The sequence below is a fragment of the Chitinophaga rhizosphaerae genome, from assembly GCF_003958645.1.
GTDB classification, from domain to species: domain Bacteria; phylum Bacteroidota; class Bacteroidia; order Chitinophagales; family Chitinophagaceae; genus Chitinophaga; species Chitinophaga rhizosphaerae.
In genome coordinates this window covers 144,748-164,590 of sequence record NZ_RXLO01000011.1, presented here as the reverse complement: position 1 = coordinate 164,590, position 19,843 = coordinate 144,748, and the positions used below count along the sequence as shown (strand labels likewise).

The window sequence follows — 19,843 nt, the reverse complement described above, 5'->3', positions numbered from 1 at the left end:
GTCATATCTGCTGTTGAGTATGCTGGCGTGTTCATTGCTTGTACGCCAGGTAATCGTTCAAAAAGTTATCAGAATCGAACGCGAAGTAACCGTCCGAATCACGCAGTACATGCACGGCGGCATGGTGCGGCTGGATGTTGCAGGAAGCCACTGCCACATTGATGAAATTGATACGGCTCAGACTGCCGGGGTCGCGGAGAAAGGAAAGCTGCAACTGCCGGTAGCCCACGTATTTCACACCGCCGGAAGAACCGTAGGTTACACCGATGTTCATGGGCGTATTATTGTACGACAGGTATATTTGCCCACCGTACACCTGTAAAAGGTCGAAATCGATCTGTGGATAATCCCGCAGCAGGTTCACCCCGCGGAAGATATACATCGACATATATTTGTTCCACACTATTGCGGGAATTTCATCGAGCGTTTTAACCGTGTCTTTCCCCATTTTATACAGCCGGTTGTTAAACCCCCTCAGCAGGCTGGTCACGTACCTGTCGGTAGGTGCGAAAAAAGTGAGGGAATCGTTCCGGAGCGCGTTTTCCAGGCCCGCTAATTTGATAACGGCTTCGACCGTATCGAAATGAAGCGGCTTTTCATGCAGATAATCCAGGACCGTACCGTTATACAATGCCGGCGTAGTGCCGCTATCCTGGTAATATTCGTCTTTCTTGCACGCGGAGAAAAGCAATGCCGCGAACACGCATCCGAATATATATTTCAGCGGAAAGGAATTATTCATAATCATCAGTTTGTCCAGTAAGCATTTAATGTCATGAGCGGATTGTTGTCCATGACGGACGGAGCGAGCGGCCATGTCCATCCCCCGCGGGCGAACTGATCGGCCGTAAGGGGACTGTTGCACCATTGCTGGTCCATCACCCTGCCGGTCCTGACGAGATCAAAATAATACACGCCCTCGCCCATCAGTTCCTTGGCCTGTTCTATGTACACTGCCTGCCGGAGGGCATCAATGCCGGAGGGAATGAATCTCGGCGCCCCTGCGCGGTCGCGCACCATGTTCAGCAGCTGAACGGCTTCTTCGGTTTTCCCGGTCTCGAGCATCGCTTCGGCCGTCATCAGTATGGCGCCGGCGTAGCGGAAGATGATGACGTTATCGTCTGGGTTCCCGCCTTCTCCCGCATGTGCATATATGTTCGTAAATTTGAGGAACATGAACCGCCCGTTGTCGGCCATCATATTCTGATCGAACCAGAGCAACCGCCGGGCGTCCTGCTCACCGTCCGGGTACAGCATCCGCAGGAAATCAGCGCGGAAAAAACCCATGCTGAATTTATGCCCCGATTTGAAGGGAACATGTAGCAGCATATCGGAGAAAGAGGCGTACAGCGACAGCGTTTCATTGTAGTTGTAATTCTGCGCGATTTCCACAAGGCCTTCTTCGCTCCGGCCTTTGAAAATATTATGGAATTCTTCGATCGGCAACAACTTGTAAGACCTGCTTGCGATCAGTTCCTTCCCCAATGCCGCAGCTTTCTCAAAATGCTCCTGTTTCTTACCGGGATCGAAACCGGCGTTCCACATGTGCATATACATCAGCAACGCCAGCGCACCGCCTTTGGTAGCTCTTACCGCACGTTTGGACGGGTCTTTATAAGTCCATGGAAGATCGTTTTGCCGTTGCTCCAGGTCGGCGATGCAATTATTGATAACCGTCACCATATTCGTTCTGCCCAGCGGAGCGCTCAGGTAGGCTTCCGTGTAATACGGCACGTCTCCATACAGCCTGACGAGGAACAGGTAGGTCATGCACCGGATAAAAACAGCTTCAGCGATATAGCGGTCTGCGTCCGACTTGCTGAAATCCTGGATCGTACGCGTCCCCAACTCCTTTTCCATAATATTCGCCGACTGGATGACCCGGTAAAATTCTTTCCATTTCGTCATCGACGGAAAGTTGAAATTCGTCGTATTCCATTTTGCATTGGGTGCGATCAGGGCGAGCAGATCGTTCTGTCCGGCGATATCGATATAGGCCCTGCGAACGGGATCGTCCGTTTCAGGTGACATCTTCACCTGGCCGGACCTCAATTCTCCGGAAGCCGCAATAAACGATGTACTCGACAACTTATCGCGAAACTGGCCATACATGTCGCTGATGTACGATTCCGCATCAGCCTCGGTTTTCCAGAAGGCATTCCCGGACAATTTATCTACCGGCTGAACCGTCAGGAACTTTTTGCAGCCGGTGCTGCAAACAATTCCGGTAAAGATGAGCAGGGTTGTTAATTTCCATTTCATAGTGGTATCGTTAAAGCGTCTGCATTAAAAATCTACGTTCAGGCCGAGGTTATAGGTATGTGGCGTGGGATAACCGTCTGACCGGTCGCGCCCCAGGTCGGTTACATTTTCCGCACTGGGACCACGGTATTTCGACCAGGTGAAGAGGTTGTTGACCGAACCGTACACCCGCACGGAATTGAGGCCGATACGTTTTATCAGTTCCTTATTGAGGCTGTAAGACAGCGAAGCCGTATTCAGTTTGTAATAGCTTCCGCTTTCCTGGAAAAGGCTCTGGTTCGCCCTGTAAGGCCGTGTAACGGGAGCGCGCTTATAGTCGTATACATTGGCGAAGCTCGCATTATCTCCCGGTTGCTGCCAGTAGACGATATCGGGCGGCAGCACCGTAATGGCATTGGGTTTATGGGGATCTTGCAGGAAGTTCATCCTTTCCACCAAAGCACTGTTGATCACATCCCTGATCAGGGTAAATGAACCGTTAACGTTGAGAGAATAATTCTTGTACCGGAAGGAAGTATTGAACCCGCCGGTAATCAGCGGCATGCTATTGCCCATGATCACCCGGTCATTGTCTGTGATGACATAATTGCCGTCGAGGTCCAGGAACCGCGCATCGCCCGCGCGGAAGGGCACGCCTTCCGGTGTACGCAGGTACAGGCCTGTGGCAGGGTCGAGCGGCACATCTTCATCGGTCGCATATACGCCTGTGTTTTTGTACAGGTAATTGCTGAAAGTATTGCGCCCTACGCGCAGATAAATATTGTCGGCGGTGAGGAATTGCCGCTCGTTGCCCGGCAGGCGGGTCAGCACATCTTTATTCAGCGCACCGTTGATCGAGAAATTCCATTGCAGCGCACTGTTTTTGGGTAATGGCCGAAACGTGAGGCTGAGCTCGTAACCATAGTTGACCAGCCCTACTTCGTTGCTCAGCAACTCGTCGAACCCGACCATATCCGGCATAGCTTTGCCCCGGGTGAGGAAATCCACCTGTTTATAATAGGCATCAAAGGAAAGCTCGACGTGATTGTCCAAAAGGCCGGTTTCGAAACCGAAATTGTACTGCGTTGTTGTAGTGGGCCGCAGGTTCGGGTTCGGCAACCTGCCGAAACCGATGCCGATACGGGGCACATTGTTGTAGGTTTTACGAAGTTCGTATTGTCCTGAAGCGGAGAAAATGTCGCCGTTCGGCACGATGTTCCGGCCCCACGTCAAACGAACAGACCCGTATGAAAGCCAGGAAAGGTCTTTGAACAGGTTTTCCTTATTGAAGTTCCAGCGCACGCCGGCCGCGGGGTTACGGGCATACCTGTTAGCGATGCCACTGGCGGAAGACGCATCCATCCGGTAACTGGCATCGAAAATATACTTCTTTTTATAGTCATAGCTGAATGAACCGGAAAATGACACACCGGTATTTTTACTATACCCGATCAGCCCTCCTCTGGACGACAGTCCATCGGCGCCAAGCGGCCCCTGAAACTGGTCGTTCGGGGTTTTCTTTTGCCGGATGCTGGCCGATTGAGATGCACCGGCCTGGATTTCGTTGGAGAAAGAAAGCCCGAAGCTATGGTCTGCCCCCGCTTTGCGGAAGAACGACAGCGCATTGCGGTTAAAAAGCGACGTCGCCCGGTCGTTATATCCGTAAGCTTCCGAAAAATCGTTATTGGCTGCGGAAGGGACATAGCTCCCTTCCGTATTGGTAGAGTAGCTGTAAGCCAGGCTGGACGAGATCGAGCCGCCGTTAAACAATTCGTAGTTCATATCCAGGTTGATGCGATAACTGCCGCTTTTGTTATCGTTCTTCGTGTTCAGCGAGGCCAGGGTGCTGTTGGTGCTGAGGAAGAAGCTCGGCGGCGGTAACAGCGACGACGATTTACCGTCTGTTGCCACGCCTTTTTGCAGCAGCCCGGTCCCCGATCCCTTGTTCTTCAATCCGACCGAGGTGGAAATGGCGGCAAAAACCCGCAGTTTCCGGGTGGGCTTGTATTCCATGTTCGTGTTCAGCGAGTACCGGGTGAAGCCGGTATTTTTGATCACGCCCGACTCATTGTAATAGCCCAGGTTCACTTTGTAATTGAATTTGGGGTCACCTCCGCTGATGCCTACGTTGTGCGTCTGGTTGAAAGTTTTCCGGTAAAAAACGCCCTGCCAGTCGGTACTGTTATTGTAGTAAGGATTAAGACTGTCGGCCAGCAACGCCGTATAGGAAATATTATAGATATCTTCCATCGTTCCGTATCTGAATATTTCCGCCAGCCGGAAGTCCCGTTCCGCTTTCCCGCCAATGGTAGCGCGGAGTTTGGGAGGTGTATTCAGGAAGAAATTGCCGGTATACCTGACCACCGGAACGGGCGAATTACCGCGCTTCGTGGTGATGATGATCACACCGTACGCGCCGCGGGAGCCGTAGAGAGACGTAGCCTGTCCATCCTTCAGCACTTCCAGGCTTTCGATATCTTCGGGAGGGATCATGGACGTGGGGCTCACGCCCGGACCGGCCGACTGGAAACCGTATTCGAAACCTACGTCCGGCGATACGGGCACGCCGTCGATCACGTACAGCGGCGAGGTAGGCGTCAGGAAGGCGTCGTCGCCCCCGCCGGTGATCCCGATCGAGGAGATGCCGCGCAGCTGCATGAATCCCCGGGCACCGGGCGCACCGGTGTTGTTCTGGATATTGAGGCCCGCAACCCTGCCCTGCAGCAACTGTTCCACGTTGGATACGGGTATATCCTGCAAGTCTTTCCCGCTCACTTTCACGGCGGCGCCTACCACGGTTTCCCGGGTCTTTTTCTGATAGCCTACGATCAACGCTTCGTTCAGCCTGTTTTCGCTGGCGCTCATGCGGATAACGATGTCCCGTTTTGTCCCGGGCTTGATCCTGAAATCGGAATGCCCGACGTACCGGAATACCAACTGCAAATTGGGGTCTGCCTGTACCGCGAACACTCCGTTGGCGTCGGTCACCCCTATTGCCTTTAGCGGCATGCCGCCCAGGATGCTGACGCCTATTAACCGTTCGTCATTATCCGCCGACCGCACAACGCCTTTGATCAGCACCTTGCTTTGTGCGTATAAGGCCTGGCAGGCAAGCAATAAACAGACCGCCGGCAAAAATCGAGTATAGAAATATTTCATCCGCGAGAATCTTTATGTCTTTTTGAAAATGAACTGTTTATCCATGTTCCCCGTCATTCGTCCCTGAACCGGGGATTTTCCTTGTGAAAATGGAATGCGATCTCCCAATCTCCTTTTTCGAACAGGTTAAAATTGAAAGTCAGGGAAGAAACAGACCTGATGCCGCCCAGCCCGATGCGGTCGTAAGTGAACACCACCGCGGCCTGCGAGCCGTCGTTGTTCGTGTAGCTCGTTTTCAGCTTGATGAGCGGAACCGGGTAAGCCACGTCGAACCCAAGCGAGGTGCCGGTTTTCCGGACGTTAAAACCATGCACGACGGAATCCAGTACCGTCCGGTTAAAGTAGGCAGGATTGATCGGCATGGAGTCCTTGTCGTAGAAGCGGAAAGTCAGGCTATTGCCATTTCCCTTCTTGGTGAAGTAGACCCGTACCTGGTCTGCCGTGAGCGTTTTCCCGGAGGCGTCTCCGGTGATGTTGCTCAATATCGGATTGATGTACAAAGGATTCCCCTTGCTGTCGGTCCTTACCTGCCCTGTCACGGGATCGAGCACATTGGGCTCGTAGCTGCGTTGGGAAAGGGGTTTCAGCTTGAGGTCGCGGAATGTTTTCCGGCCACCGGAGTTGCTCACCTCCACATCGAACAGGTAGCCGGAATCCGGTTGGGAGACCACCTGCGGGGCCATTGCTTCCGCCCACATCACGAACTCGCCGGAATTCGGCCTTATTTCCCAGAATGGATGTTTTTCCACCAAACGCTTTTTAGCAATTTCCTCCAGCGACCGCTCCAGCCCGGTATATCCCTTCTTCCAAACGAGAACGTCTGCACTTTTATCGAAAATATCCACGGGAGTACCTTCGCGGGTGCGCACATTCACGACCTTAAAATTGAGCGGAAGCGACGACTGCCCGGCGTTGAAAACATTCGGATAAAAAGTGGTACGGCCCAGAACCGGCTGATAAAGCGTGGTGGTGTAAACCGCTTTTTCGCTGAGGGTGTCCACATCGTCGGGCAGATACTTCTTACAGGCAGCAGTTGCCAGCAGCGAAATGCCCAGTAAAAAACCATAGAAACATTTATTGCCTGGCATAATCTATTTATTTAAACGTGGGATAAATTCATCGAACCCGAAAGCATGATCGTCTCTTAACACATGCACGATACCGGAGCTGGTTGCGATGTTGACAGATTGCGTTCGCGTGGTGACCCAATCGCGGTTATATTTCGATTTTTTCATATCGCTGTACTCCAGGTAAGAAGGGCCGCCGCCGATGAAACCTTCGGCATTGGTGGTCTTCCGCCGGCCATTCATAACATATCCGTACCTGACGGTCTGCATTTCAATTCCGTCGGCAAAATTCATATCGTCTGTGGATAATGCCGTACGGATTATATACCGCGTCATTATCGTATCGAGCTGCGCGGAGTCGGCCATTTGAAGGTAAATGGGCGAGAGCCCCTTTCCTTTTCGGACCGCATTCAGGTTTTCCACGACATACCTGAAACTGGCATTCACGGGCGCAAAAAGCGTGTACTTCCCGGTCTTGAGGGTATCTGCCAGATGCAGGCGGTCAACGATCAGCAACAGGGAGTCGAATTGGCCGGGATGGCTTTTCATGTATTCGTATGTGTTGCCGGGAAAGGCCGGTTGGGTGTTTTGATAGGCATAATCGCCGTCGTTCTTTTTGCAGGCAGTCAACCACATTGCGAAAAGCAGGGCCAGCGGATAAAGATTTTTCATTGTCGCCATGTGAGCGTTCTTTTAATTCCAGAAAGGATTTTGCTTGAGGAGCGGGTTTTGCCGGAGCACTTCCGCAGCTACCGGCCAGTAAATACCGCCGTTATTGATCAGCTTCATAAAAGCCGGGTTATTGCGTTTGATCCGATGGTAGCGCACGAGATCGAACCACCGGTGACCTTCGCCTATCATTTCCTTGCGGCGCTCCTGGAAAATTGCGTCGATAAGGTCTTCGCCCGAACCTTCCGCGAAGCGGGGCACTTTCCGCAAGTCCCTTACGATGTTCAACGAATTGATGGCTTCGGCCCGGTTGCCGATGACGGCAAGTGCCTCTGCATTGAGCAGTGCAATTTCTTCCAGCCGGGTGTATATCAGGCAACTGGAATACAGGCGGAATGAAGGGTCTGACCCGTCTTTCTGGATAACTTTAATCTTGCAGAAGATGGGTATTTCACTATTGAAATTGGTAAACCAGCGGTCCGTATACTTCGGCTGGCCGGTAACCGTATCGATCGAGAAGCGGGTATCCAGTGGGGAAGCAAAGATGGAAGTAATGGAGTCTCTCGTCACATAGATATCCGGCAGCGATTTCCGGACCAGCGGTTCTGCCAGCGTAAATTCCTCGAAATGCCCGCCGAATGTGCCTTCCTGGTAGTCGAACTCAAAGTTGAGGCCATACAGCTGGTTGGTCTTGTGGCCCTGGAACATGCCATTGGCCGCAGAGATCCACCGGGTGTCGGGCTCATAATACATTCCGCTCCTTTCCTTGTTGTCCAGCACGAATTTGCTATACGTCATGGCGTTCCGATAATCTCCGCGCCAGGCCGCCACGTGTGCAAGCACTGCGTAAGCCGACAGTTTCCTGGCCAATACACCCATCCACCGGGAAGAGGGCTCGTTGTAATAGTCGCCCAGTTGCTGCGGATCGTTAGTGCTGTAATTAAAAGGCAGGTCCGCGGCGGCCGCCAGCATCTCGCTTTCCACGAACGCCAGTATCTTTTGCTTATCCGTGCGGGGTTTGTTTGCGAACGCCCCGTCGTGGGAACTTGCCACAAAAGGCACATCGCCCCAAACGGATGCCAGCCAGAAATACGAAAACGCCCGCAGGAACCGCACCTGCGCAATATCCACCCGCATGTTCTGATCGGAATACTTCGGATCGTTCTGCTTCACTTCCCCCACTTTTTCCAGGAAAATATTGGCGGCGTTCACCACGGCATAAAACCGCCGCCAGTTGGTCAGCCCCTCGAAAAGCGGGAACGCGGCATTAAGCTTACCTTTGATCACCGCATCGAGATCGGGGCGCTGCACCGCCGTAAAATCCCCCATGCGGAGCTCCCCGTACATCCAGAAGCAGCCATTGTCGGTCAACGCCGCACGCATCAGCCCGTAAGTGCCGACCAGCGCGGCACGGGTGTCCCTGTACGACCGCCAGAAGTTCTTGTCGCCAACGGTCTTCGTAGAGTCGATGTCCAATTCCCGGTTACAACCGGTAGTTAAACCGGCCGCAAGCAATGCCGTTAAAATTATCGTCCTGCGTATTTTCATACGAATGATCATTTATCGCTTTGATTGTATTTCGTGTATAAGAATATTACAGTTCCAGTTTCACGCCCAGGGTGTATGTTTTGGGAATGGGCAACCCGTACCCTGTGTCATACCCTTTGAAATCCACCAGCTCGGGATCGCCACCGGAGTAAGGCGTGAAAGTGAGCAGATTGGCGGCATTGCCGTACACGTATAGGTTCCTGGGGCCTTTCAGCTTCCGTCGCTTCCACCATCCGGCCTTCGTTACATCGTACCCGATTGTAACCTGGCGAAGTTTTACGAAAGCACCGTTTTCCAGGAAAAGGTCCTGATCCGTCCGGTAAGGCACCACGCTGCTCCAGGGGTTGTATGTCGGATAATTGCCGTCCCTGCCGGTTTTCATCCAGAAAGTGATCTCCTTCACAGCGTTCATGTCCAGGGAGCTTTCGCGGTTGATAAAATCGAAACGGTCGGCCATCGCTTTGTTCACCACCGACCGGCCGAACGCGGCATAGAGGGAAAAACCGAAGTTGAAGCAACCATAGGTAAAATCGTTACCGATGCTGCCGGAAACAACGGGCAGGTAATGCCCTGTAAGCACTTTATCCTTGTCGTTGATCACAAAATCACCGTTTTGGTCCCGCCATCTGGGATCTCCCTTTTCCAGCGCAATCCCTCTATAGTTCAAGGGTATTTTGGACACGGGGTGCAGGGGCACTTCTTCCCTGCTATTGTAGATGCCATCGTTGCGGAGCACCCAAAATTGATCGATCGCCCGCCCCACTTCGAGATGACGGTCGCCGATGGTGATCTCGCGCAGCCCGCCGGGCAACGCCATCAGCTTGTTCCGGTTGTACCCTGCCGCCACCGAAGCGGTCCAGCCGATAACATTTCCCGGCCTCAGCGGCTGATATGCTGCGGAAACATCCACCCCGGCATTCCTGACGCGCATCCCGTTCGCGAACAAACCGCTATAGCCATAGTCGGAATATGCCGGCACGTTGAGCAACATGTTTTTGTCGGTTTTGCTGTACACACCAACATTCATCGTCAACCGCCCTTTCGCCAGCGAAACGTTCAGCCCGGCATTGAACTGGTCGGAATACGGCCAGGAAATACCGTCGCCGATATACCCGTAGCCGTATGGCCGCATCAATCCGGATATGCCCGCATAGGAACTGATCACCGGTTCGTTGCTCCAGCTCATGTCTACCGTATATTGCGGGCCCTGTGCGAACCGGTCGGTCGACAGCAGCCGCCCTACCCGTCCCCATCCGGCAAACAGCGCAATATCATCGATCATACGGGAAGATTTGAACAGGACAGGCTTAGCGTCCCATTTAACGTTGACCGCCGGCGTCAGGAGCCACCGCGATGAAGCCTGTACATTGGAAGAACCGTCCGTACGTAACAACAACGACAATTCCACTTGCTGTTTAAAACTGTAGTTCAGCCGGCCGTAGAGCGACGACAGCCGCAGTTTTTCCTTGTCCAGGAATTTGTATATGAGCTGATAGGGGAATGCCTTCGGATTTTGGGTATTGTTGTCGATCTGGTTGATCTTGATGCGGTCATTAGGTCCTTTGTAAGCGTAGATATAGTCATACTTATAGAAATCAAGCTGGAGCGACTGCCCCGCATCGAAGCGCAGTGCGTGATCCCCCTTCCAGGTAGTCGAAAAATGGGCTGCGTTATCGAAAATGATCCGCTGGTTGTAGCTTACATAATTGGAAGCAAAATTGTTCCCTTCCAGCAACGTACCGGGAAAGAACATATCGCGCATATCTTCTGTATAGTCGAAAGACAGTTGGGAAGTGAAACTGATGGCCTCGCCCACATCTGCCTTGAGCCGGAAGAAACCTGCCAACGCATTGGCTTTATTATCGTCATACGATTTATCGAACTCCGAGCGGTACCGGCCGTAGTTGTCTTTGTTTGGCGAAAGGGGGTTCACCAGGTCTGGCAGGTATCGCATTTCCGCGAAGCGGTCGCGCAAATAGGTATTCCTGTCCCGTTCAAGCCTGGCGCCGTTCAGCAGGGTCGACATGGTAAGCCATTTCAGCGGCATCATATTGATGGAAAAGCTGGCCGTATACCGGTCCATTGCCGCTTTGTCTGCCGGATTGGCGTTGCGGAGGTTGCCGATGCTCAGCCTAAAATTTGCCCGCGGATACCCGCCGCTGATACTGGCGTTAATACCCCTGACGGCGGCGTTGCGATAGTATAGGTCCGTCCAGTTCGCGGGGCCATAGTAAGCGGGATTGGTGGAATCGCGCAGGAAAGCCGGGTATTTTCGAAGGTCTGCCGCAGTACCATACTTTTCATAGAAAGGTTTGCGGAAATTGTTTTCCGTAAGGGCATTCATGGTGGAAACATGCGGCCGCTGTACCCATCCGAACCAACTGTTCACGGCGATATAGTTCTGCTTTGCCGTTGCCTGCTTCGTTGCAACCACAATCACGCCATTTACGGCACGGGGGCCATATATCGCGCTTTCCGATCCGTCTTTGATGACAGTGATGGATGCGATGTCGTTCACATCGATCCGGTTCAGCATTTCAAACGCACCGCCCTGCCGGGTATAACTATATTTCTGAATATCATACACGAAGGGATGCGGCGAAAGCAGCGGGATGCCGTCGAGCACCACCAGCGGCTGCGTTTCAAACATGTTTTTCCGATGCGTATAAGGCACCGCCGCACCACGGATGAGCATATTCAGCTCTGTACCAGGTTCCCCGGAAGGTTCCTGAACGTATAGGCCGGCAACATTACCTTTCAGCAGTTGCGGCAACGACGCAAACGGTGCGCTTGCCCAACGCCCTTTTGAGCCACTGGTAGCAATAACGGCCGAAGAAGACCGTTTATGCAACAATGTGTCCTTCCACGCCAGTTTTTGCCCGTTACCAACTGGAAATTCATCGTCCGGCTGCGGACCCGCAGCTTTTTTTGTACCGGCAGACTGGCCAAGGGCGCTCATTTGCAGGCATAGCACAGTCAGGAACGTACAATAAATACGTACAGGTGTAATCATAAGCGATATTTAATTACAGAAAGTTTTATGGCAAAACAGCCGGCCACAGTCGGCGATACGAGCCAACTACAGTCATCGGTATTAACATATTACCTGGTTAAGTTCCTGGAATGAGATTGCATGACAACCGGGCAGGTTACATCCCGGGTTATAATATAATGGTAGACTGATTTGTTGATACATACTTCGTTTAGTTCACATTAGTCAGGAAAAATTCAGGGCTGAAAATAAACGTCCTCTCTTCAACTTTGAAAAATCGTATCGGGTACAGCTTTCGAGGAGCCTTCAACTGCAAAACATCATCTACTTTTACTTCACGCACAAAGTCGCCAGTCCAAATAACTTTACATTAAAAGGAACAGCATAAAATTAGTCAGACAGGTATAGACCACTTCACTAGTTTTTAGCAAAAACAGATGGAATATTTGCAGATTGCTCACTTGTGAGGTTCACTGCAATGAAACTGCAGCGCTCAACCAATTAGGGATGCGAACATTCCGGCCGGTTAAAAAAGACCCTTATCCGCGCCAGCCCTTCCGTCATATAAAGAAAAAGCAAAAAACAGAGCGCTCCTGGCACGCAGTCACGCTGCTTTAACAAAAAAACCCACCTAGACAGACGGGTTCTATTCTTCATCAAAACCAGTCATCCTATTAATGTGGAACACACGAGGTATAACCATACATAGAAAGAATAGTGGTTAAATGGTTCAGACATCACACGGGCGACGGCGCTTCAACAATGTCAATAACGCCGCCACCGTGCATCGCTATGTAACTTAAATACATTACTTGTAAAAGACTATCTACCCCGCAAATTTTCAAAAATTTGAGCATAGTTAGTGCCATCCATATTTTCAATAATCGATGCAATTTTTGCAGTGGTAGTAACAGGCGCAGCGGAAGCTTGGTATGAAAAATTAAATGACAGCGGATAGGTTAATCCCCGCCCCCTACTTCACCGCCTCATGCTGCTTCCTGTACGCCCCTAACGTTTGCCCGGTTTGCTTCCTGAACACCCGCGACAAATACGAAAGACTCTCAAACCCCGTTTCCTCGGCAATTCGATAAAAAGGATATTCCGTTGTCACCAACAACAGTTGCACCCTTTCGATCCTTTTTGCCTGCAGGAACGCCAACGGGCGCTCCCCGGTATTTTTCAGGAACAATCTCGAGAAGTAATCCGGGTGCTGGCTGGCTCTTGCGGCCAATAATTCCACCGTAATATTTGCCCGCAGATTGGTCTGCATAAAATAAATGGCATCCAATATCTTGGAATGGATCGTCCTTCTTTCCTCCATGAAAAAAGTGTCCGCGCCCATAAACCGGGCAATCAATTGCAGCAATAATCCCGAGACTTCTATAAATTCCGAAGGCCGCAGGAGGTTATTCAAATCCTGAAACCCTCTCAGGATATCGGTTTTCTCATAATCTTTGGGGTCATAGGTATCCCCCAGCGTCCGGTTGGGATTCAAATCGAGGATACGCTTTATACAACGGATATCCTCCGCATTGGCCGGCAACTTGAAAATTTTCCTGTTGGTCGCAAACAGGGACGTGCCATCCGACGATTCTTCCGTGAACGAGATGTAATACTGGCTTAAATGATGCGTGCATGCATAATTACAGGTGGTGAAGCTGGGTATCAGATATATAAAACCCGCTTCCAGCGAAACCGTTTCCGCATGGTTATACAACTTGCCCTCCCCACCGTCTATATAATACAAACGGTAAAAGGTACTGGTGATGTTCCGGTACTGCCAATTTTTATCCAACTGTACATAATCGGTGTTCAGCAGCATAAACGCAGATCGTAGCAAATTGATGTTCATAGACGTAACAGGTCGGATTTGTTCAAATATACGTTGCCTTTGTGTATTGTACATATCCCGCATTTGATATACTTTTAAAAAATACGATGGGTCGCTTTTGTTCGTACCTGAAACTTGTAAAAATTCCACCTGATGCGACGGTTTCTGTTAATTCTGTTTCTACTGGCATTCATCATCGTTATGAGTGTATTCGTATCCTCTTCCGCCAATCCGGACCTACCGGCCGATGTAGCGGCCGCCTATGATGCGCTCCACGGGCCGCTGGATTACAACAGCGATGTAAAGCCTATCCTTTCAGACAAGTGTTTTGCCTGTCATGGGCCGGATAAAGCCAAACAAAAGGCCGGCCTCCGGCTGGATATTGCAGACTTTGCCTACGCAGATCTGCCGGAGAATGCAGGGAAAGTCGCCATCGCCCCCGGGAATCTGCAGAAAAGCGAGGTTTTCCACCGGATCATTTCCACCGATCCCCAATATTTAATGCCCACCCCCAGTTCTCACCTCACCCTTACCGCCGTGGAAAAGGCAGTTCTGATAAAATGGATAAAAGACGGGGCGGAATATAAACCCCACTGGGCTTTTGTAAAACCATACAAGCCAAACGTCCCGAAGATCAATGAAAACGAATGGAAGCGCAATAACCCCATAGACAACTTCATCCAGGCCAGGCTCAAAAAGGAAAAATTATCCCCTGCCCCCGAGGCGGATAAGGAATTGCTGCTCCGCCGCGTATCGCTCGACCTTACCGGCTTACCACCCACCTTAAAAGAGATCAATGATTTTGTCGGGGATAATTCGCCAGAAGCATACGAAAAACAGGTAGACCGCCTGCTGAACTCGCCGCATTTCGGGGAAAAGATGGCGGTAGACTGGTTAGACGCGGCCCGGTTTGCCGATACGCATGGTTACTCCATCGATGGAGAGCGGGATATGTCGCCCTACCGGGATTGGGTGATCAAAGCCTATAACACCAACCTTCCGTACGACCAGTTCCTGGAATGGCAACTGGCGGGAGACCTGTTCCCCCATCCAAACAGGGAAATGATCATCGCAACGGCCTTCAACCGCAACCACCCGCAAAATATGGAAGGCGGTATCGTGGAAGAGGAATTCCAGACAGAATATGTGATAGACAGAACGAATACCTTCGGTACCGCCATGCTGGGCCTTTCCATCGGCTGCGCCAAATGTCACGACCATAAATACGATCCGATCACCCAAACGAATTATTACGAGATTTTCAGCTTCTTTAATAATATAGATGAAGCGGGACAAATCTCGTTCAACGGCGCTACACCCACGCCCACCTTATTGTTACCTACGGTAGAACAGGAAAAGGCCATCCGAATAATTACCGACAGTATCGCGCAACTGGAAAAGAAGCTTCAGGCGTCGGCACGCAACGCCAACGCTGGTTTTGAACAATGGACCAGTAAGAAAGAATACCAAAAAACGGCAGCATTCAAGATCCCGGCAGACGATCTGCAGGCATATTACAATTTCGATAATGGTGATTTTAAAAACACCGTAAATCGGATGCAGGCAGGAGTTATGGGCGGGATGAAGAATGACCCGGGAAAGGGAAGCGACTTCGCCGCGAACGGCCCCGGAAAAGCGTTGCGACTCAACGGCGACAACTGGCTGGATGTAAAACCCGTCGGTGTATTCCGCAAATCCCAACCCTTTACGATCTCCTTGTGGATCAACTTACCAAACGCATTAAAACAGGGGGTTATTTTTCATAAGGGCGACAGGGAACGCTTGTACAATTTCAGAGGGTATCATTTATACCTTAAAAACAATAAACTGGAAATCATGATGGCCCACACCGCCCCTTCGGACGCCATCACCCGGATCACTACCGCCGACGTTCCCCGCGACAAATGGGTCCCCCTTACCGTAACGTACGATGGCTCGTCCAAAGCCGCCGGTTTCAACCTTTACATGGATGGCACGCTCCTGCAAATGGAGACAACCATGGACCAGCTCAATAAAGACATTCTTTTCGGAAATGTAGTGAACGGTGTAATCGGCGCCAACGAGATCGGGTTGCAAATTGGCGGCTGGGACCGCGGCTTCGGGATCGCCAATGCCCTCGTCGATGATATTGCCGTGTATAGCCGCTGCCTGAGTCCGCTGGAAGTGCGTATCCTCGCAAAGAAAACAACCTGGGCAGCCGTTGCGGCCCAACCAGACCGTTCTGCCCTGCAACAGTACTACCTGTCTGCCGTTGAGCCAATTTTACGATCCGAAAGAGCGGAACTCATGCGCCTGCGGAATAAACTGTCGGATACAGGCGCCATGGTCAAAGAGTTAATGGTCATGCAGGAGATGAAAACGCCTAAAAAATCCTATCTGTTAACGCGGGGGAATTACGACATGCCGGCCGAGCCCGTATTCCCGAATACCCCCGTCAGCATCCTTGGTTATCCCAAAGACCTTCCCAAAAACAGGTACGGCCTGGCCAAATGGGCCACGCATCCGGATAATCCTTTAACGGCCCGGGTAGCGGTGAACCGCTTCTGGCAAAACTTTTTCGGGACGGGGCTGGTAAAAACAGCCGACGACTTCGGGAACCAGGGCGAGATGCCCAGTCACCCCGCTTTGCTCGACTGGCTGGCGGTAAATTTTACAGCATCCGGCTGGGATGTAAAAGCTATCAACAAACTCATCGTCATGTCCGCCACCTACCGGCAGGATTCCCGGGCATCGGGCAATGCAAAGGAAAAGGACCCTGAAAACCGGTTATTGTCCCATGGCCCGGCCTTCCGCCTGTCGGCCGAAATGGTGAGAGACAATGCCCTGGTAGCAAGCGGATTGCTGAATCCGGAAGTCGGTGGCCGCAGCATTAAGCCCTATCAACCAAACGGCCTGTGGGAGATCAACAGCAAAACTTACCACGCAGATACCGGGAGCGCCGTCTACAAGCGCAGCCTGTATGTGTTCGTAAAAAGGTCGGTCCCCAACCCTACGCTCGCCACCTTCGATGCGCCGTCCCGCAGTTATTGCATCGTCAACAGGCAAAAAACCAATACGCCATTACAGGCTTTGGTGACGCTGAACGACCCCTCCTATCTTGAAGCGGCAAAGGTATTAGGCGAACAAATGACGGTGGAAGCAGACGGCAGGAAAGCCATCGCCGATGTATTCAGGAAACTCACCGGCCGCTCAGCGCAAAACAAGGAAATTGATCTGCTCCTGCAACTCCGGCAGGCGGAACTGGGGAAATTCAGGCAGTTCCCCCAAAAGCAAAGCGGCTGGCTGCATGCCGGTCAACATACCATTAACAAAGCGCTGGATAGCGCCATGGTGGCGGCCAACACGGTAGTGGCCAGTACCATTCTCAACTCGGATGCATCACTCATAAAAAGATAAGCGCATGTGCGACCATCATGAAGAAAAGTTCCGGCCCAACACCCCCGATTTCTCCAAACTGAACCGGCAGGCCGGGCGCCGCAACTTCCTGACCCAAACTTCCATGGGCATCGGCGCCCTCGCATTGGGCTCGCTGTTGGGAAACAGATTGTTCAGCAATGCGCCCAAACCGGTTATCGGGAATGCTTCGGGCGATATGGAACAGGAAATCCTGAAAGCCATCCCTCACTTTGCCCCTAAAGCCAAAAGGGTCGTGTACCTGTTCATGGCCGGCGGCCCTTCCCAGTTCGAAACGTTCGATTACAAGCCGGTGCTGGAAAAACTGAGGGGCCAGAACCTCCCGGATTCCGTCAGGAACGGCCAGCGCCTTACGGGCATGAGCTCCGGGCAGGCGCTGTTACCGGTGGTGCCTTCCGCATTCAGATTCAATCAACACGGCGAAAGCCGGACCTGGATCAGTGATTTGTTGCCTTACACGGCTAAAGTGGTGGATGAGCTTTGCATCATCAAATCCATCCACTCCGAAGCCATCAACCACGACCCTGCCATCACCTTCCTGCAAACCGGCAACCAGCTGCCCGGCCGCCCCTCTATCGGCTCGTGGCTAAGTTATGGATTGGGCTCCGACAACGAAAACCTCCCTACATTCATCGTGCTGGTGTCAAAAGACGCCTCCAAAGACCAGCCGCTGTATGCGCGGTTGTGGGGAAACGGGTTCCTGCCTTCAGAATACCAGGGCGTGCAGTTCAGATCCGGGAAAGACCCCGTGCTGTTCCTGAACAACCCGGAAGGGTATGATGGTGCTGACCGGAAGGAAATGCTGGCATACCTTACCCAACTCAACCAGCTGCAAAACAGCGTGTACGGCGATCCGGAAATCGATGCCCGGATCGCGCAATACGAAATGGCATTCCGCATGCAGACTTCCGTTCCGGATGTGATAGACGTCAAAGATGAACCGGATGAGACATTCGACCTGTATGGCCCCGGCTCCCGCGATGCCGGCACTTACGCAGCCAACTGCCTGCTCGCCCGGAAGCTGCTGGAAAAGGATGTGAAGTTCGTGCAACTGTACCACCAGGGCTGGGACCATCACGGCAGCCTCCCGGCCAATATGCCGGGGCAATGCCGCTCTATCGACCAGGCTACCGGCGCACTGATCACCGATCTCAAACAAAGAGGCTTGCTGGAAGACACGCTGGTGATCTGGGGCGGAGAATTTGGCCGCACGGTATATTCCCAGGGCAAGCTCACACCCACGGATTATGGCCGCGATCATCACCCCCGTTGTTTTACCATGTGGATGGCCGGCGCCGGTGTGAAGCCGGGCATCACTTTCGGGGAAACGGACGATTTCAGTTACAACATCGTCAAAGACCCCGTACACGTACATGACTTCCAGGCCACTTTACTGCACCTGATGGGCATCGATCATGAACGGCTTACCTACAAATTCCAGGGCAGGCGCTTCAGACTGACCGATGTGGAAGGAAAAGTAGTAAGGGATATCCTGACCTGATCCAATCACCGCATCATGATGACATCAAGTTTGCCGCTCAAAACAACGCTCGTATGATATTGCTGGATATTTTCACTTTTTCGGGACGGCTTCATCCGTTAATCGTGCATTTGCCCATCGGCTTCATTCTGCTGGCATTGCTTTTCAACCTGCTATCCTACAGCCGGAATTTCGGGTACCTGCAGCAGGCAGTCCCCCTCACTTTGCTGACGGGCTTTATAGCGGCTGTTTTGGCTGCCGTGTTTGGATATCTGCTTTCCTTAAAGGGGGATTATGATGTGGATGCGTTAAACCGGCATAAGGTATCCGGCATTTCGCTGGCGGCGATCGCTGGTTTACTGTACTTTTCAACGACGGAATTTTTCCTGAAAGAAATCCCGGTGCCGCGCCCGCTGTTTTCTGCATTGCTGACCGGGCTTGTAGTACTGATGAGCTATTCCGGTCATCAGGGCGCCGGCCTTACCCATGGCCATGATTACTTTACCATGCAGGTCCTTTTAAAGCAGGAAAGGCCGAAACCGGCTAACCTCGAAAGCGCCCTGCTGTTTGAAGACGTGGTGCAGCCCATCCTGCAAACCAAATGTGCGGGGTGCCACCGGAGCGGGAAAAGTAAAGGCGACCTGGTGCTGGTAGACCTTCCGGGCATACTGAAAGGCGGGAAAACCGGTGCGGCCGTACAACCCGGCAACCTGGACTCCAGCGAACTGATCAGGCGCGTAATGTTGGACCCCAACCACAAAGACTTTATGCCGGCAGACGGAAAACCGCCGCTGACCAGCAATGAACTACAGCTTATCAGCTGGTGGATAATGGAAGGAAAAGCGGAGCCCGGGAAAGCCCTTGCATCCATCCCTGATACAGTGGCGATCAAAGCGGTGGCGGCACAGTACCTGGGGTTCTCCCCGGCACCAGCAGCAACCCATGACATTACCCAAAACATCAATCCGGACATCCCTGCAACAGCCGACACCACATTATTAGGCAACCTCCGGAAAGCAGGGCTCACGGTAAGACTTATGCTGCATAAACCCCTCATGCTGGATGTAACATTACCAGCGGGGTCCGGCATACCGGCGGCGAATGTTAAAACTTCCATTTTGCCGCTGGCAAAACATATCATCTGGCTGAATTTGTCGGGCAACGGGTTTTCAGATAACGATCTTGATTTCCTATCCGCGTTAAGCAATATGGAAAAGCTCCGCCTGGATAAAAATCCGGTAACGGACAAGATCTGCGGGCAGCTAACGGAACTGAAACACCTGGAAGCGGCAAACCTGAATGAAACGGGCATCACGGCTACAGGGCTGGATCAGCTGAAAAAGAACAGGGCCATTAAACGGGTGTATAGCTGGCGGACGGCTGCGCGGTAGGCCGTTGGAATATGGCCTAAGGAAGTATCGTGAACCGGCATTTGAACTGGA

11 protein-coding genes are annotated in these 19,843 nt (G+C 52.1%); 3 read left to right on the top strand and 8 right to left on the bottom strand.

The genetic code is table 11. The annotated features are described in order from the left end of the window. Positions 1-31 precede the first annotated feature (31 nt). The 8 genes from EJ361_RS21960 to EJ361_RS21925 form a co-directional block, all read right to left on the bottom strand. Positions 32-742 (bottom strand): hypothetical protein, encoded by a 711-nt coding sequence (locus EJ361_RS21960; RefSeq protein WP_126248381.1) that lies wholly within the window; start codon positions 740-742, stop codon positions 32-34. 5 nt (positions 743-747) lie between these two features. Next, complete coding sequence (locus tag EJ361_RS21955) at positions 748-2,262, bottom strand: RagB/SusD family nutrient uptake outer membrane protein (protein WP_126248379.1); 1,515 nt, start codon at positions 2,260-2,262, stop codon at positions 748-750. Between the two features lie 24 nt (positions 2,263-2,286). Beyond that, positions 2,287-5,400, bottom strand: coding sequence for a SusC/RagA family TonB-linked outer membrane protein (locus EJ361_RS21950; protein ID WP_126248376.1), 3,114 nt, complete (start codon positions 5,398-5,400; stop codon positions 2,287-2,289). Positions 5,401-5,453: 53 nt separating this feature from the next. Next, positions 5,454-6,488, bottom strand: a complete 1,035-nt coding sequence (locus EJ361_RS21945) for a DUF5007 domain-containing protein (protein WP_126248374.1) — start codon at positions 6,486-6,488, stop codon at positions 5,454-5,456. 3 nt (positions 6,489-6,491) lie between these two features. Then, entirely contained in the window at positions 6,492-7,148 is a 657-nt protein-coding gene (locus EJ361_RS21940) for a fasciclin domain-containing protein (RefSeq protein ID WP_126248372.1), read from the bottom strand. Positions 7,149-7,160: 12 nt separating this feature from the next. Then, positions 7,161-8,684 (bottom strand): RagB/SusD family nutrient uptake outer membrane protein, encoded by a 1,524-nt coding sequence (locus EJ361_RS21935; RefSeq protein WP_240646703.1) that lies wholly within the window; start codon positions 8,682-8,684, stop codon positions 7,161-7,163. A 46-nt stretch (positions 8,685-8,730) separates the two neighbouring features. Next, positions 8,731-11,556 carry a SusC/RagA family TonB-linked outer membrane protein gene (locus tag EJ361_RS21930; protein WP_394344735.1) on the bottom strand — a complete coding sequence of 942 codons (2,826 nt, stop codon included), beginning with the start codon at positions 11,554-11,556 and terminating at the stop codon, positions 8,731-8,733. 1,093 nt (positions 11,557-12,649) lie between these two features. Continuing rightward, positions 12,650-13,528 (bottom strand): helix-turn-helix domain-containing protein, encoded by an 879-nt coding sequence (locus tag EJ361_RS21925; RefSeq protein WP_164714364.1) that lies wholly within the window; start codon positions 13,526-13,528, stop codon positions 12,650-12,652. 180 nt (positions 13,529-13,708) lie between these two features. On the opposite strand from EJ361_RS21925, the gene EJ361_RS21920 reads away from it, so the two are divergent. The 3 genes from EJ361_RS21920 to EJ361_RS21910 are packed head-to-tail and all read left to right on the top strand — an operon-like array spanning position 13,709 to position 19,792. Next, positions 13,709-16,903 (top strand): DUF1553 domain-containing protein, encoded by a 3,195-nt coding sequence (locus tag EJ361_RS21920; protein ID WP_205687078.1) that lies wholly within the window; start codon positions 13,709-13,711, stop codon positions 16,901-16,903. Between the two features lie 4 nt (positions 16,904-16,907). Beyond that, positions 16,908-18,422, top strand: coding sequence for a DUF1501 domain-containing protein (locus EJ361_RS21915; protein WP_126248361.1), 1,515 nt, complete (start codon positions 16,908-16,910; stop codon positions 18,420-18,422). Between the two features lie 53 nt (positions 18,423-18,475). Beyond that, positions 18,476-19,792: a DUF2231 domain-containing protein gene (locus EJ361_RS21910; RefSeq protein ID WP_126248353.1), complete on the top strand. Its 1,317-nt coding sequence runs from the start codon at positions 18,476-18,478 to the stop codon at positions 19,790-19,792. The last annotated feature ends 51 nt before the right edge of the window (positions 19,793-19,843 follow it).